The organism is Maribacter sp. 2-571 (assembly GCF_050589625.1).
GTDB lineage: Bacteria > Bacteroidota > Bacteroidia > Flavobacteriales > Flavobacteriaceae > Pelagihabitans.
Window position 1 is genome coordinate 1 of record NZ_JBNGOP010000080.1, and the last position, 794, is coordinate 794.

Here is a 794-nt window from a genome sequence, read left to right on the forward strand (position 1 = left end):
ACGGCATAATCGCTGTACTGGATCGGTAGTTCCGGCAGTTCAAAGGCGGTATCGCCCGAGGTATACGCCTTGTAATAGCTGTCCAGTTCGCTTGCAAAGACTTCCATCGACCAACCGTCACCGGCGATATGGTGCATCATGATCAAAACATAGCGGTCGATTTTCCCTTCTTTGTCCAAGACCTCGTAAAAACACACCCGCAGCGGATACTCCTTCTCCAGATCGAATGGACGGTCCATATCCGATCGTAACTGTGCGGTATACTCCGAAACATTACAACGATGATGGGCAATGGCCAACGGGGCTTCCTTGACCTCCTGTTGCCCCTCCTGATTATCCCCCTGTACAATAATACTCCTAAGGACCTCGTGACGCTTGACCACCGATCGGACCGCCTTTTCCAACATTGTGCTATCAGTAGTATCCAATACTTCCAATACCATGGGCATATGATAAGCGTTCGTACCGCCCTCATAGGACTCTATGAACCAAAGACGTTGCTGGGAAAAGGACAGGGGACCGATATTTTGTGAACGCTTGGGTATCGCAACGGAGCCTTCCCCTGTAGTATCCGCCAATAACTGCTTTATGGTCGGGAATTTGAAAATGTCCGATACTTTAACTCCGATAGACCGTTCTTCATTGATCCTATGTGCCAATTGCATCGCCAAAATGGAATCCCCCCCTATCTTAAAGAAATTATCGGTAATGCCCACTTGTTCCAGCCCCAGTACCGACGCCCATATACCACAGAGTTGCGCCTCCAGCTCCGTCGCAGGGGCAACATGGCCTTC

1 protein-coding gene is annotated in these 794 nt (G+C 50.0%); it reads right to left on the reverse strand.

Translation table 11 applies throughout. The features are described from left to right. Nucleotides 1–794: condensation domain-containing protein (locus tag ACRD7P_RS20955; RefSeq protein WP_430909757.1), on the reverse strand; the 794-nt coding region annotated here is incomplete at both ends.